13 protein-coding genes are annotated in these 12,810 nt (G+C 74.5%); 8 read left to right on the forward strand and 5 right to left on the reverse strand.

Going from position 1 to position 12,810, the window contains the following annotated elements:
* The first annotated feature begins 66 nt into the window (after positions 1 to 66).
* Entirely contained in the window at positions 67 to 1,056 is a 990-nt protein-coding gene (locus ACZ7N4_RS04765; protein WP_471353766.1) for a ribokinase, read from the forward strand.
* Positions 1,053 to 1,442 (forward strand): D-ribose pyranase, encoded by a 390-nt coding sequence (gene rbsD, locus ACZ7N4_RS04770; protein ID WP_356154280.1) that lies wholly within the window; start codon positions 1,053 to 1,055, stop codon positions 1,440 to 1,442. The genes ACZ7N4_RS04765 and rbsD overlap by 4 nt, the downstream gene beginning before the upstream one ends.
* A gap of 195 nt (positions 1,443 to 1,637) precedes the next feature.
* Here rbsD and ACZ7N4_RS04775 read toward each other — a convergent pair whose 3' ends face one another.
* From ACZ7N4_RS04775 to ACZ7N4_RS04785, 3 genes are read right to left on the reverse strand one after another with little or no spacing between them, the layout of a single operon-like run.
* Positions 1,638 to 2,438 (reverse strand): sugar phosphate isomerase/epimerase family protein, encoded by an 801-nt coding sequence (locus ACZ7N4_RS04775; protein WP_471354272.1) that lies wholly within the window; start codon positions 2,436 to 2,438, stop codon positions 1,638 to 1,640.
* Between the two features lie 29 nt (positions 2,439 to 2,467).
* Complete coding sequence (locus tag ACZ7N4_RS04780; RefSeq protein ID WP_471353768.1) at positions 2,468 to 3,619, reverse strand: dihydrodipicolinate synthase family protein; 1,152 nt, start codon at positions 3,617 to 3,619, stop codon at positions 2,468 to 2,470.
* On the reverse strand, positions 3,616 to 4,767 hold the full coding sequence (locus ACZ7N4_RS04785) for a Gfo/Idh/MocA family protein (protein WP_471353770.1): 1,152 nt from the start codon (positions 4,765 to 4,767) through the stop codon (positions 3,616 to 3,618). The genes ACZ7N4_RS04780 and ACZ7N4_RS04785 overlap by 4 nt, the downstream gene beginning before the upstream one ends.
* 229 nt (positions 4,768 to 4,996) lie before the next feature.
* Between ACZ7N4_RS04785 and ACZ7N4_RS04790 the strand changes: the two genes are divergently transcribed.
* From ACZ7N4_RS04790 to ACZ7N4_RS04810, 5 genes are all read left to right on the forward strand, one after another.
* Positions 4,997 to 6,061: a LacI family DNA-binding transcriptional regulator gene (locus ACZ7N4_RS04790; protein WP_471353772.1), complete on the forward strand. Its 1,065-nt coding sequence runs from the start codon at positions 4,997 to 4,999 to the stop codon at positions 6,059 to 6,061.
* Positions 6,062 to 6,209: 148 nt separating this feature from the next.
* The gene (locus ACZ7N4_RS04795) at positions 6,210 to 6,563 is read left to right on the forward strand and encodes a hypothetical protein (protein WP_471353775.1); all 354 of its coding nucleotides are present in this window, start codon (positions 6,210 to 6,212) and stop codon (positions 6,561 to 6,563) included.
* Between the two features lie 50 nt (positions 6,564 to 6,613).
* The gene (locus ACZ7N4_RS04800) at positions 6,614 to 6,763 is read left to right on the forward strand and encodes a hypothetical protein (protein WP_471353777.1); all 150 of its coding nucleotides are present in this window, start codon (positions 6,614 to 6,616) and stop codon (positions 6,761 to 6,763) included.
* Positions 6,764 to 6,781: 18 nt separating this feature from the next.
* Positions 6,782 to 7,582 (forward strand): sugar phosphate isomerase/epimerase family protein, encoded by an 801-nt coding sequence (locus ACZ7N4_RS04805; protein WP_471353779.1) that lies wholly within the window; start codon positions 6,782 to 6,784, stop codon positions 7,580 to 7,582.
* Between the two features lie 86 nt (positions 7,583 to 7,668).
* Positions 7,669 to 8,910: an MFS transporter gene (locus ACZ7N4_RS04810; RefSeq protein ID WP_471353782.1), complete on the forward strand. Its 1,242-nt coding sequence runs from the start codon at positions 7,669 to 7,671 to the stop codon at positions 8,908 to 8,910.
* Here ACZ7N4_RS04810 and ACZ7N4_RS04815 read toward each other — a convergent pair.
* Both ACZ7N4_RS04815 and aroA read right to left on the reverse strand, forming a co-directional pair.
* Positions 8,885 to 9,478 (reverse strand): RBBP9/YdeN family alpha/beta hydrolase, encoded by a 594-nt coding sequence (locus tag ACZ7N4_RS04815; RefSeq protein WP_471353784.1) that lies wholly within the window; start codon positions 9,476 to 9,478, stop codon positions 8,885 to 8,887. The two genes, ACZ7N4_RS04810 and ACZ7N4_RS04815, sit on opposite strands and share 26 nt — an antisense overlap.
* A gap of 28 nt (positions 9,479 to 9,506) precedes the next feature.
* Positions 9,507 to 10,748 carry a 3-phosphoshikimate 1-carboxyvinyltransferase gene (gene aroA, locus ACZ7N4_RS04820; RefSeq protein WP_471353786.1) on the reverse strand — a complete coding sequence of 414 codons (1,242 nt, stop codon included), beginning with the start codon at positions 10,746 to 10,748 and terminating at the stop codon, positions 9,507 to 9,509.
* 187 nt (positions 10,749 to 10,935) lie between these two features.
* Between aroA and ACZ7N4_RS04825 the strand changes: the two genes are divergently transcribed.
* Positions 10,936 to 12,807: a glycoside hydrolase family 3 protein gene (locus ACZ7N4_RS04825; RefSeq protein ID WP_471353788.1), complete on the forward strand. Its 1,872-nt coding sequence runs from the start codon at positions 10,936 to 10,938 to the stop codon at positions 12,805 to 12,807.
* Positions 12,808 to 12,810: the final 3 nt, after the last annotated feature.

Raw genomic sequence — 12,810 nt, forward strand, 5'->3', positions numbered from 1 at the left:
GCGGGCGGCCCCGGGGGCACTTCCGGGGCCGGCCCGCCTGACGTCATCTCTCAGGGGAGTCAACTGATGTACGACTACGACCTCCTGGTCGTGGGATCGGCCAACGCCGACCTGGTGATCGGTGTGGAGCGGCGGCCGGCCGCCGGCGAGACGGTGCTCGGCGGCGACCTGGCCGTGCACCCGGGTGGCAAGGGCGCCAACCAGGCGGTCGCCGCCGCCCGGCTGGGTGCCGGTACGGCCCTGCTGGCGCGGATCGGTGACGACGGCCACGGCCGGCTGCTGCTGGACTCCCTGCGCGCGGCCGGGGTCGACACGGTGGGTGTGCTGGTGGGCGGGGCCCCGACGGGCGTGGCGCTGATCACCGTGGACCCGTCCGGTGACAACAGCATCGTGGTGTCGCCGGGCGCCAACTCGCGGCTGCTGCCGCAGGACGTGCGGGCGGCGGTGAGCCTGTTCCACACCTCGCGGGTGGTGTCGGCGCAGCTGGAGATCCCGTTGGAGACGGTGGTGGAGGTCGTACGGAACCTGGCGCCGGGAGGCCGGTTCGTGCTGAACCCGTCTCCGCCGCGGGAGCTGCCCGCCGAGGTGCTGGCGGCCTGTGACCCGCTGATCGTGAACGAGCACGAGGCGCGGGTGATCCTCGGTGAGGCGTGCGTGAGCGAGGAGCCGGCGGACTGGGCCCGGCTGCTGCTGGCCAAGGGGCCGCGGTCGGTGGTGGTGACGCTGGGTGCGCGGGGCGCGCTGGTGGCCGACGGCTCGGGCGTGACCCGGGTGCCGTCGGTGACGGTGGACGCGGTGGACACCACGGGCGCCGGGGACGCGTTCACGGCGGCCCTGGCGTGGCGGCTGGGCACGGGCGCGGATCCGGTGGAGGCGGCGGCGTACGCGGCCCGGGTCGGCGCGGCGGCCGTGACGAAGCGGGGCGCGCAGGAGTCGTACCCGACGGCGGCGGAGGTCGAGGCGCTGTGCCGTGCCCTCCCGGGGGACAGCCCTCGGGACCCCGGCCAGGGGCCGGACACCGCACCCGGGACCGACGGGCGAGGGGACGCACGGTGAAGAAGGCGGGGATCCTCCACCGCGGGCTGTCGGGTGCGCTGGCCGAACTGGGCCACGGGCACGGGGTGCTGGTGTGTGACGCGGGCATGCCGATACCCGACGGGCCCCGGGTGGTGGACCTGGCGTTCCGTGCCGGTGTGCCGTCCTTCGCCGAGGTGCTGGACGGGCTGCTGGCCGAGCTGGTGGTGGAGGGCGCGACGGCGGCGGAGGAGGTGCGGGCGGCCAATCCGGCGGCGGCCGGGCTGCTGGCGGACCGGTTCCCGGAGCTGGCCCTCGTCCCGCACGAGCGGCTGAAGGAGCTGTCGGCGGGGGCCCGGCTGGTGGTGCGCACCGGGGAGGCCCGGCCGTACGCGAACGTGCTGCTGCGGTGCGGGGTGTTCTTCTAGCCGGACCGGCACCACCCGGGGCACTTCGAGGGGGCGTTCCCGGCCCGACGGCCTGGATACGCCCCCTCTGCTCCCCTCCCCTGCCGGAACCCCGACCCCCCGGGTCCCCCGTGGTTCCGACGACGGTTACGACACCGGGGGCGGGCAATCGGTTGCACCCGCTTCCGGTTTTTTTCGCGTCCGCGGACGGCCCGGCTAGCGGATCACGTGCTCCACGAACCGTTCCGCCGTCTCCGCCAGCACCTCCCGCCCGTCCCGGGCCCACAGTGCCTCGTTGAACAGCTCGACCTCGATGGGGCCGGTGTAGCCGGCGGCCTCCACGTAACCCTTCCACTCCCGCATGTCGATCGAGCCGTCGCCGATCTGGCCGCGGCCGTTGAGGACGCCCTCGGGCAGGGGGGTGGTCCAGTCGGCCAGCTGGAAGGAGTGGATGCGGCCGGCCGCGCCGGCGCGGGCGATCTGGGCGGGGGCCTGGTCGTCCCACCAGACGTGGTACGTGTCCACGGTGACCCCGACCTGCTCGGCGGGGAAGCGTTCGGCGAGATCGAGAGCCTGGGCCAGGGTGGAGACCACGCAGCGGTCGGCGGCGTACATGGGGTGCAGGGGCTCGATGGCGAGGCGGACGCCGCGGTCGGCCGCGTGGGGGGCGAGGACGGCGAGGGCGTCGGCGACGCGCTCGCGGGCTCCGTGCAGGTCCTTGCTTCCCCGGGGGAGTCCGCCGGAGACCAGGACCAGGGTGTCCGTGCCGAGCGTGGCCGCTTCCTCGATGGCCGCGTGGTTGTCGTCGAGCGCCTCGGCCCGTTCGACGGGGTCGGCCGCGGTGAGGAAGCCGCCCCGGCAGAGCGTGGTGACGGTGAGGCCCGCGTCGCGGACCAGTTTCGCCGTCGCCTCCAGGCCGTACGCCTGGACGGGTTCGCGCCACAGGCCGACGTGGGTGATGCCCGCCCGCGCGCAGGCGTCGGCCAGTTCGGGCATGGACAGCTGTCTGACCGTCATCTGGTTGACGGAGAAACGCGCGAGGCCGGTCACTGGTCCACCCCGTACAGGGACAGCAGGTTCCGCATCCGTTCCTCGGCGAGCCTGGGGTCCGGGAACAGGCCCAGGCGGTCGGCGAGTTCGTAGGCGCGGGTGAGGTGCGGCAGGGAACGGGCCGACTGGAGGCCGCCGACCATCGTGAAGTGGTCCTGGTGGCCGGCCAGCCAGGCGAGGAACACCACGCCGGTCTTGTAGAAGCGGGTGGGGGCCTGGAAGAGGTGGCGGGACAGCTCCACGGTGGGGGCGAGGAGGTGCCGGAAGCCCTGGACGTCACCCGTGTCCAGGACCCGTACGGCCTGCGCCGCGAGCGGGCCCAGCGGGTCGAAGATCCCGAGCAGGGCGTGGCTGAAGCCCTTGTCGTCGCCCGCGATCAGCTCGGGGTAGTGGAAGTCGTCCCCGGTGTAGCAGCGCACGCCCTGCGGCAGCCGCCGCCTGAGGTCGACCTCGCGCCGGGCGTCGAGCAGGGAGATCTTGACGCCGTCGACCTTCTCGGGGTGGGCGGCGATCACCTGCAGGAAGGTGTCGGTGGCCGCGTCCAGGTCGGCTGAGCCCCAGTAGCCGCGCAGGGCGGGGTCGAACATGGGGCCCAGCCAGTGCAGGACGACCGGCCGGGCGGCCTGGCGCAGGAGGTGGCCGTAGGTCTCCAGGTAGTCCTCGGGACCCCGGGCCGCCGCGGCGAGCGCGCGGGAGGCCATCAGGACGGCCTGGGCGCCCGCCTCCTCGACGACGGCGAGCTGCTCCTCGTACGCGGCCCGGATCTCGGCGAGGGTGCCCGCGGTGAGCTGGTCGGTGCCGACGCCGCAGGCGATCCGGCCGCCCACACCGCGCGCCTCGGCGGCGCTGCGCCGGATCAGTTCGGCCGCGCCCGGCCAGTCCAGGCCCATCCCGCGCTGGGCGGTGTCCATCGCCTCGGCGACACCGAGGCCGTGGGACCACAGGTGGCGGCGGAAGGCGAGGGTGGCGTCCCAGTCGACGGCGGCGGGCGCGTCGGGGCTCGTGTCGGCGTACGGGTCGGCGACGACGTGGGCCGCGGAGAAGACCGTACGGGAGGTGAGGGGGGCGCCCGGGGTGAGGGCGAGGGGCTCGGTGCGCGGCTCGTAGGCCCGCAGCCCGCCCCGGGCGTCGGGGAGTCGGATCGTCACAGGGAGATCTCCGGTACGTCGATGCGGCGGCCCTCGGCGGAGGACCTCAGGCCCAGTTCGGCGAGCTGGACGCCGCGGGCGCCGGCCAGCAGGTCCCAGTGGTAGGGGGCGTCGGCGTAGACGTGCCGGAGGAACAGCTCCCACTGGGCCTTGAAGCCGTTGTCGAACTCGGCGTTGTCGGGCACCTCCTGCCACTGGTCGCGGAAGACCTCGGTGGCGGGGACGTCCGGGTTCCAGACGGGCTTGGGAGTGGCGCCGCGGTGCTGGGCGCGGCAGGTGCGCAGGCCGGCGACGGCGGAGCCCTCGGTGCCGTCGACCTGGAACTCCACCAGTTCGTCGCGGTGGACCCGCACGGCCCAGGAGGAGTTGATCTGGGCGACGGTGCCGCCCTCCAGCTCGAAGATGCCGTAGGCGGCGTCGTCGGCGGTGGCGTCGTAGGGCTTGCCGTTCTCGTCCCAGCGCTGCGGGATGTGGGTGGTGGCGAGGGCCTGGACGGACTTCACGCGGCCGAACAGCTCGTGCAGGACGTACTCCCAGTGCGGGAACATGTCGACGACGATGCCGCCGCCGTCCTCCGCGCGGTAGTTCCAGGAGGGGCGCTGGGCGGGCTGCCAGTCGCCCTCGAAGACCCAGTAGCCGAACTCACCGCGCACGGAGAGGATCCGGCCGAAGAAGCCGCCGTCGACGAGCCGCTTCAGCTTCAGCAGGCCCGGCAGGAAGATCTTGTCCTGGACGACGCCGTGCCGGACGCCCTTGTCGTGGGCGAGGCGGGCGAGGGCGAGGGCGCCGTCGAGGCCGGTGGCGGTGGGCTTCTCGGTGTAGACGTGCTTGCCGGCCGCGATCGCCTTCCTGAGGGCCTCCTCGCGGGCGGAGGTGACCTGGGAGTCGAAGTAGATGTCGACGGTCGGGTCGGCGAGGACGGCGTCCACGTCGGTGGAGACCTGGTCCAGGCCGTGCCGCTCGGCGATCTCCCGCAGGGCGTGTTCGCGGCGGCCGAGCAGGATCGGTTCGGGCCAGAGCACGGTGCCGTCGCCGAGGTCGAGGCCGCCCTGTTCGCGCAGGGCGAGGATGGACCGGACGAGGTGCTGGCGGTAGCCCATGCGCCCGGTGACGCCGTTCATGGCGATACGCACCGTCTTGCGTGTCACGTGACTCCCTTTCGTGGGCCGGTGTGGCAGGCTGCAGCACGCTTTAGTAAGCGCTTTCTAGACGAGGAGAAGCTAGCCTCTGGACGGGGTCTGTACAAGACCGTGTCTGCTTCGAGTTGTTCGAGGGGGCGAACAACCGGGGGTCATGGCCTTAAGGTCTGCTCGGAACCAGGACGTGTGCCCGGTTGTCTACGAGGGCGTACGACATGATGCGTGACCGGAGGACGAGATGACCGTGACCCTGGCGGACGTGGCGGCCCGCGCCCAGGTCTCCCCCGCGACGGTGTCGCGCGTACTGAACGGCAACTACCCGGTCGCCGCGTCCACGCGCGAGCGGGTGCTGCGGGCGGTGGACGAGCTGGACTACGTCCTCAACGGCCCGGCGAGCGCGCTCGCCGCCGCCACCTCCGATCTGGTCGGCATCCTCGTCAACGACATCGCCGACCCGTTCTTCGGGATCATGGCCGGCGCGATCCAGTCCGAGATCGGCGGGCCGGGCGGGCGCGCGGGCGGCGAGCGGCTGGCCGTCGTCTGCAACACGGGCGGCTCACCGGAGCGCGAGCTGACGTACCTCACGCTGCTGCAACGGCAGCGGGCCGCGGCCGTGGTGCTGACCGGCGGGGCGGTGGAGGAGGAGCCGCACGCGACGGCGGTCGCGGCGAAGCTGCGCAAGCTCGCGGAGGCGGGGACCCGGGTGGTGCTGTGCGGACGCCCGCCGGCGCCCGACACCCAGGCGGTCGCGCTCACCTTCGACAACCGGGGCGGCGCCCGTGCCCTGACCGACCATCTGATCGGCCTCGGCCACCGCCGGCTCGGCTACATCGCCGGCCCCGAGGAACGCACGACCACCCGGCACCGCCTGGAGGGCCACCGGGCCGCGCTGTCGGCGGCGGGCATCGAGGAGGGCCCGCGCTGGACGGTCCACGGCCGCTACGACCGCCGGTCCGGCTACGAGGCCACGCTGGAACTGCTGCGCCGCGATCCGTCCCTGACGGCGATCGTGGCCGCGAACGACTCCGTCGCCCTCGGCGCCTGCGCCGCCCTGCGCGAGTCGGGCCTGCGCATCCCCGGGGACGTCTCGGTGGCCGGCTTCGACGACCTGCCGTTCAGCGTGGACGCGGTGCCGTCCCTGACGACCGTCCGCCTGCCCCTGGCCGAGGCGGGCGCCCGCGCCGGCCGCATAGCGATGGGCCGCGAGGAGCCCCCGCCCGGGGGGATCGCCTCGGTGCGGGGGGAGTTGATGGTGCGGGGATCCACGGGGGTGCCGCGTGGGTCCGGCCGCGTCGCCGAGTGACTCCTCCCTGCCCGGACCGCGACGCCCCGGCCAGGGGAGTTGACGGTGCGGGGGTCCACGGGGGTGCCGCGTGGGTCCGGCCGCGTCGCCGAGTGACTCGGTTCCGTGCCCGGACTGCGGCGCCCCGGCCGCTTGGCACGGTGTGCAGGTGCTGCTGGACGACGGCTCGCCGCGGTGGGACACCGAGGTGGTGTGCCGGGGCTGCGGGTCCGCGATGGCGGTGTGCGGCACCGAGCTGCCCGACGGGATGCGGGAGCGGCTGCTCGCCGAGCACGGGCGGGCGGAGCTGCGGCTGGGACCGTCGGCCGACCGGGTGACCGTGCTGCGGGTGCTGCGGCGTGACCTCGGGCTGGGGCTCGGGGAGGTCCGGGCCGTACTGGAGCAGGGGTACGGCGGGACGCTGCCCGAGACCGAGTGGCTCGCGCGGCGGCTGCGGGACGCGGGGGTCGACGCCGTGGCCGTGCCGGGCACGGCGGGCTCGGTCGGGACGCCGGGCACCTGAGCCGGATCCTCGACCGGTCCGAGGAGGGCCGGCTGATCGCGCGCGAGCCGGTGCTGTGGACCAACGACGTCCTGGCCGGCGCCCGCGGCCTGTACCGGCGGCACGGCTTCGTCCTGACCGCCGAGCACCCCCTCCGCTCCCTCGGCCACGACCTCGTCGGCCATGACCGGCGGCTGGAACTGCATGCCCACGGCGGCTGAGGGGTAGGTTCCGATTCCATGAAGCTGGCGTTCTCCACTCTCGGTGTCCCCGGTCTGCCCGTCCAGGAGGTCCTGGCGCTCGCGACCGCGCACGGCTACCACGGCGTCGAACTGCGCGCCCACCCCGAGGAACCCGTCCATCCGGGCCTGTCGCCCGCCGAACGGGCCGAGACCGCGGCCCTGTTCCGGGGGGCCGGGATCGAGGTGCTCGGTCTCGCCGGGTACGCGCGCGTCGCCGCCCCGGGTGAGGACGCGCCCGTGCTGGCGGAGATCCGGGACCTCCTGCGGCTCGCCCACGACCTGGGCGCGCCCTTCGTCCGGGTCTTCCCCGGCGCCGACCCGGACCGGCCCCGCGAGGAGTCGGACGCGGTCGCCGCCCGGCGGCTCGGCACCGCGGCGGAGGACGCCGCCGCGCTGGGCGTGCGGATCCTGCTGGAGACCCACGACTCGCACCGCACCGGCGCCGACGCGATCCGGATCCTCGGCCCGGTCGGGCACCGGCAGGTGGGCGCGCTGTGGGACGTCATGCACACCTGGCTGGGCGGTGAGCAGCCGTCGGACAGCTACGCGGCCCTCGCCCCGCACCTGGGCTACGTCCAGGTCAAGGACATCGCCTCCGCCGAGGACACCACCCCGGTGCCGCTCGGCGCGGGCGTGCTGCCGCTCACCGAGTGCGTGGACGTGCTGTGCCGGCGGGGCTGGGACGGCTGGCTGTGCTGGGAGTACGAGAAGCGCTGGTACGAGGCCGCCGAACCGCTGCCCGGGCTCCTGGCCGCCGGCCGTGAGCATCTGGCGCGGCTGCTGGGCGAGGCCGCGTAGCACGGAAAAGAACTGGCCGGCCCCCGGGCAGGCGGCTACCCTCCCCCGGTGATCCAGCACCCGGCGCCCCGCGCCCACCCTCGGTCATGAGCCTCGCCCGCTCGCTCGTCGACGTACGCCCCCTGCGCACCTCGCCCGTCTTCCGGCGCCTGCTGATCGGCCGGACGGTGTCCGTGCTCGGCGGGTTCATGACCATGGTGACGGTCATGTACCAGGTGTGGGACATGACCCACAGCACCGCGTGGACCGGGGCGGTGGGGCTCGCGCAGGCGCTCCCGCTGGTGGTCTTCGGGCTGTTCGCCGGGGCGTGGGTGGACCGGGCCGACCGGCGCCGGGTCTTCCTCGCGGCGACCGTCGGACAGGCGGCGTGCTCGCTGCTGCTCGCCGTGCAGGGGTTCGGCGGGCACGTGCCGGTGATGGTCGTCCTGCTGCTCGTCGCCGTGCAGTCGGGCTTCGGCGCGCTCGGGGCCCCGGCCGCCGGGGTGTTCGTACCGCGTTTGCTGCCCAAGGAGCAGGTGGCCGCCGGGCTGGCGCTCCAGCAGGTCACCGGGCAGTCGATGATGCTGCTCGGGCCGGCTCTGGCCGGACTGCTGCTGGGCTGGTTCGGCATCGGGGTCTGCTACCTGCTGGACGCCCTCAGCTTCGGACTCGCCTTCTACGGCGCCCGCGGGCTGCCCGCGCTGCCGCCGCAGGGCGAGCCGTCGCGGGCCGGGGTGCACGGGGTGCTGGACGGGCTGCGGTTCCTGGCCGGGCACCGGGTGGTGCGGGGCGCGCTGCTCACCGACCTCGCCGCCACCGTGCTGTCGTTCCCGGTGAGCCTGTTCCCGCTGGTCAACGCCGAGCGGTTCGGCGACGATCCGCGCACCCTGGGCCTGTTCCTGTCGGCGCTGGCGGTGGGCGGGGTCGCCGCGACCGCGCTGTCCGGACCGCTGACCCGGCTCGCCCGGCCGGGGCCGGTGATGCTGTGCGCGTCCGCCGGCTGGGGAGCGGCGCTGGTCCTGTTCGGTCTCGTACGCAGCCCGTGGCTCGGTCTCGCCCTGCTCACGGTCGCCGGTGCGGCGGACGCCACGGCGGTGGTGGCCCGCTCCACGATCGTGCAGACCCGGACCCCGGACGCGCTGCTCGGCCGGGTGACGGCGGCCGAGCAGATCGTCGGTCAGGCCGGTCCGAGCCTCGGCAACGTGCGCGGCGGACTGCTGGCCGGCTGGACCTCGGGCACGACCGCGCTGATCAGCGGCGGTCTGTTGTGTGTCCTCGCGGTGGCGGCGGTCGCGACGTCGACGCCGGAGCTGCGGGCCCGGGCTACCGGGGTGCCGGACGGGCCGTGAGCGGTGCGGTGCCGTCGAGGCACCAGTCCAGGACGGCCGGCCAGGAACCGTACCCGGCGTCCAGGTCGAGGTGGGCGGCGCCGGGCAGGATGTCGGCGGGGACGCCGAGGCGTTGGGCGAACAGCGGGCCCGCGCCCTCGGGGCAGTACGGGTCGTCGTCGCCCGCGACCAGCCGGGCCGGGCCGGGCAGGGTGAAGCCGGGCGCGGGCGGGACGAAGGCGGCCACCTCGGGGTGGCGGGCGAGGACGGAGCCGGAGGGGGGTGCGACCAGCAGCACCCGGTCGGCGTGGTGCAGCTGCTTCATGCCGCGGGCGGCGGCGTGCAGCCACAGCACGGCGGAGAGGCTGTGCGCGACCACGACCCGCTCCCCCGGGCCGTCCGGCTCCTCCAGGTGCCGGGCTAGTTCGGCCAGCCACACGTCCAGGTCGGGGTCGTCGGCGTCGGGCAGCTGCGGGTAGTCGACCCGGTGGCCGGCGGCGGTGAGCCGGTCGGCGAGCCAGTGCTGCCAGTGCGCCCGGGGGCGGTGGTTCTGCCAGCCGTGCAGGATCAGGTACGAGCGTGGGGTCATGCGGGTGAGCCTCTCCTGGGTGCCTCTGTCACGGCCGGCCGGCGGTGGGCAGGGCCGCGAACGCCTCGTGGAAGCCGGGGAAGGTCTTGCGTACGCAGCCGGGGTCGTCGTAGGTGAGGCCCGGGGTCCGCAGGGCGGTCACGGCGAAGGACATCACGACGCGGTGGTCGCCGAAGGTCTTGATCTCGGCTCCGGGGGCGGGTGTGCCGGGGCGGATCTCGATCCAGTCGGGGCCGGTGGTCACGTCCACGCCGAGCCGCCGGAGGTTCTCCGCGCAGGCCTCCAGGCGGTCGCACTCCTTCACCCGGGTGTTGGCGACGTCCTCGATGCGGACCGGTCCGGAGGCGAAGGGCGCGAGCGCGGCCAGCGTCGGCATGGTGTCGGAGATGTCCCGCATGTTCACCGTCAGGCCGCGCAGTTCGCCGGTGCCGCGTACCGTCGTGGCGTCCTCGGTGATCTCCACGTGCGCGCCCATCCGGCGCAGCACCTCCACGAAGCGCAGGTCGCCCTGGAGGGCGCCCGTGCCGAGGCCGGGCACGGTGATCTCACGGCCCGGGGTGACGGCCGCCGCGGCGAAGAAGTAGCTCGCGGTGGAGGCGTCCGGTTCGACGGGGTAGGTGGTGGCGCGGTAGCCGCCGGGCGGGACGTCGTACACCGTGCCGTCGTGGACGACGTCCACGCCGAACGCGCGCATCATCGCCAGGGTGATCTCCACGTACGGCGCCGAGACCAGGTCGGTGACCCGGATCCGCAGGCCGGTGCGGGTCAGCGGGCCGAGCAGCAGCAGCGCGGTCAGGTACTGGGAGGACTGGCCGGCGTCCAGCACGACCTCGCCGCCCTCGACGCCGGCCGCGTGGACGGTGAGCGGGTGGTGTCCCTCGGCGTCCTCGTGGCGCAGGTCGACGCCGAGGTCGCGCAGGGCGCGGGTGAGCGGGCCGAGGGGGCGGCGGCGCATCTGCGGGGAGGCGTCGAAACGGTAGGTGCCGTGGCCGGCGGCGGCCAGGGTGGGCAGGAAGCGGGCGGTGGTGGCGCCGTCGCGGCAGAAGACGTCGGCCTCGGTGTGCGCCGGTCCCTGCGGGCGGCCCTCGATCCGCCAGGCGCCGGGCTCACGGGCGACGCGGTAGCCGAGCCGGATCAGGCCCTCGGCGAAGCCCTCCGTGTCGTCGGAGCGCAGCGGACGCACCAGGGTGCTGGTGCCGTCGGCCGCGGCGGCGAGGAACAGCGCGCGGGCGGTGATGGACTTGGATCCGGGGATCTCGACTGCGGGCATGACAGCAATCATGACGGCCCGTCGGGCGTGCCGGGACCGGATTCCAGGGGCTGGACGCGCCCCCGTGAATGCACGGTCGCGGGCGCCTTCCTGGTTAGTGTGCATTCCCTTGACGGAAAGAAACTTCCCGGATATTGGTGACTCCTCGGAAGTTTCCTTCAGCGGTTCTCCTCTGGAAGGAGCGCACGTGCACGACTCCAGCACGGGAAGCGACACCGGCACGGACAGCACGGGAAACACCGCACGGCCGTCCAGACGCGCCGTCCTCGCCGCGACCGCGGGCCTCACCGCCGCACTCACCGTCCCGACGACCGCCCACGCCGCCGCCCACGGCACCGGTCACCTCGTCCCCGGCGAACGCCGGCTGCGCGCCCTGGTCTCCCGCATGACGCTGGAGGAGAAGGTCGGCCAGCTCTTCGTGATGCGGGTGTACGGCCACTCCGCCACCGCCCCCGACCAGGCGGACGTCGACGCCAACCTCGAGGAGATCGGCGTCCGCACCGCCGCCGAGCTGGTCGCGAAGTACCGGGTCGGCGGCATCATCTACTTCTCCTGGGCGCACAACACCCGCGACCCGCACCAGATCGCCGACCTGTCCAACGGCATCCAGCGGGCGTCGCTGGACCAGCCGCGCGGTCTGCCGGTGCTCATCGCCACCGACCAGGAGCACGGCGCGGTGTGCCGGGTCGGCAAGCCCGCCACGCTCTTCCCCGGCGCGATGGCGCTCGGGGCGGGCCGCTCGCGCGCCGACGCCCGCGCCCTCGGCCGGATCTCGGGCGCCGAGCTGCGCGCGATGGGCATCAACCAGGACTACTCCCCCGACGCCGACGTGAACGTCAACCCGGCCAACCCGGTCATCGGCGTCCGCTCCTTCGGGGCCGACCCGGACGCGGTGGCCGCCCTGGTCGCCGCCGAGGTGAGGGGCTATCAGTCGGCCGGGGTGGCGGCGACCGCCAAGCACTTCCCGGGCCACGGGGACACCGCCGTCGACAGCCACTACGGCTTCCCGGTCATCACGCACAGCCGGGAGCTGTGGGAGCGGCTGGACGCGGTGCCCTTCCGGGCGGCGATCGCGGCCGGGATCGACTCGGTCATGACCGCGCACATCCAGTTCCCGGCGCTGGACGACTCCGGGGACCCGGCGACCCTCTCCCACCCCGTCCTCACCGGCATCCTGCGGGAGGAACTCGGCTACGACGGGGTCGTCATCACCGACTCCCTCGGCATGCAGGGCGTGCGCACGAAGTACGGTGACGACCGGGTGCCGGTGCTCGCCCTCAAGGCCGGCGTGGACCAGCTGCTCAACCCGCCCTCGCTCGACGTGGCCTGGCACGCGGTGCTGAAGGCGGTGCAGGAGGACGAGCTGACCGAGGACCGGCTGGACGCATCGGTCCTGCGCATCCTGCGCCTGAAGGCCCGGCGCGGACTGTTCGACGCCCCCTGGGCGAGCCACGCCGGTGTCGACCGCACGGTGGGCACCAGGTCCCACCTGGCCACGGCCGACCGCATCGCCGAGCGCACCACCACCCTGCTGGTCAACGAGGACGGCACGCTGCCCTTCGACCGCCGCGCGCAACGCAGGCTGCTGGTCGTCGGCGCCGACCCCGCCTCCCCGTCGGGCACCACCGGCCCGCCCACCGGCGTCCTGGCCGCCGCCCTCACCGAGCTGGGCTTCGACGCCACCGCCCTGTCCACCGGCACCGCGCCCTCCGCGGCGACCGTCGACAAGGCGGTCACGGCGGCGCGGGACGCGGACGCGGTGGTCGTCGCCACGTACAACGTGACGGCGGGCAACGCCCAGCGGACCCTGGTGGAGCGCCTGCTGGCGACGGGCAGGCCGGTGGCCGCGGTGGCGATCCGCAACCCGTACGACGTCGCGCAGTTGCCCTCCGTCCGGGCCTGCCTGGCCACCTACTGCTGGACGGACGTCGAACTGCGCGCCGCCGCACGGGTCATCGCCGGCCGGGTCGCACCGCGCGGGAGGCTGCCGGTACCGGTGCAGCGGGCGGACGACCCGGCCGGGGTGCTGTACCCGATCGGGTACGGGCTGACGTACTAGCCG

Source organism: Streptomyces sp. NPDC107654, assembly GCF_055639035.1.

Excerpts from the sequence above, each read along its gene's own strand:
- ACZ7N4_RS04765 (WP_471353766.1), top strand. The coding sequence starts at position 67 with ATGTACGACTACGACCTCCTGGTCGTGGGATCGGCCAACGCCGACCTG.
- ACZ7N4_RS04775 (WP_471354272.1), bottom strand. The coding sequence starts at position 2,438 with ATGACGGTCAGACAGCTGTCCATGCCCGAACTGGCCGACGCCTGCGCG.
- ACZ7N4_RS04790 (WP_471353772.1), top strand. The coding sequence starts at position 4,997 with ATGACCGTGACCCTGGCGGACGTGGCGGCCCGCGCCCAGGTCTCCCCC.
- ACZ7N4_RS04805 (WP_471353779.1), top strand. The coding sequence starts at position 6,782 with ATGAAGCTGGCGTTCTCCACTCTCGGTGTCCCCGGTCTGCCCGTCCAG.
- ACZ7N4_RS04810 (WP_471353782.1), top strand. The coding sequence starts at position 7,669 with ATGAGCCTCGCCCGCTCGCTCGTCGACGTACGCCCCCTGCGCACCTCG.
- ACZ7N4_RS04815 (WP_471353784.1), bottom strand. The coding sequence starts at position 9,478 with ATGACCCCACGCTCGTACCTGATCCTGCACGGCTGGCAGAACCACCGC.
- aroA (WP_471353786.1), bottom strand. The coding sequence starts at position 10,748 with ATGCCCGCAGTCGAGATCCCCGGATCCAAGTCCATCACCGCCCGCGCG.